Annotated in this window: 1 protein-coding gene; it reads left to right on the forward strand. The window is 69.7% G+C overall.

Annotated elements, in window-relative coordinates:
* On the forward strand, positions 1-302 hold a 302-nt coding region (locus DN069_RS35900), incomplete at its 5' end, for an ABC transporter C-terminal domain-containing protein (RefSeq protein ID WP_243640222.1).
* Positions 303-710: the final 408 nt, after the last annotated feature.

The following is a 710-nucleotide window of genomic DNA, read 5'->3' on the forward strand; positions in this document are numbered from 1 at the left end:
CACGCCGCCTGCGGATGCTCCCGCGCGGCATCGACGAGTACCTGGAGCGCCGCGCCGCCCTCGTCGAGGCCACGACCCCGGCCCCGGCCCCGAAGAAGACCGGCGGCGATTCCCGCGCGGCCAAGAAGGAACTGCAGCGCATCGAGCGCCAGCTCTCCAAGCTGGAGGAGAAGGAGACCAAGCTCCACGCCCAAATGGCCGAGCACGCAGCCGACTTCGGCAAGATCGCCGAGCTCGACGCGCTCGGCCTTGACGGCGCGGAGCTGGAGTTGCAGTGGCTGGAGCTCGCCGAGGACGCGTGAGCGTCGTCCCGGCGGCCCAGCTGTCCGGGTAGGTGGGACGCCAGATGACGGGCAATGAAGACCCGGTCGCACGTCGTACCGCCGCATGGATGCGTCGCCCGGCTGCTGACGACGTGCTGACTCCGCCGGTGCGCTGGCACATGAATGGTGGGATCGGCTTCCATCCGCGCGGTTGGCATGCGGCTGCCCGGGCCTGTGGATTTCGGCCGCAGACCGCCGCGTAAGGGTGGGTGACCGAGGATCCCATCCGCCGGGGGGTGGTCCCGGGGCGTCGGGAGCCTACCCGCAGCAGGGGAATCCGTACGGTCGGCCGCCGCGACAGCAGTAGCTCCGCCGGGGAAGATCCCGGATTTCACATCCGCTCGCTGACCAGGTAAGGTCTTCCTCGTTCGCCCCTATAGCTCAGTC

The organism is Streptacidiphilus pinicola (assembly GCF_003258295.1).
Classification (GTDB): domain Bacteria; phylum Actinomycetota; class Actinomycetes; order Streptomycetales; family Streptomycetaceae; genus Streptacidiphilus; species Streptacidiphilus pinicola.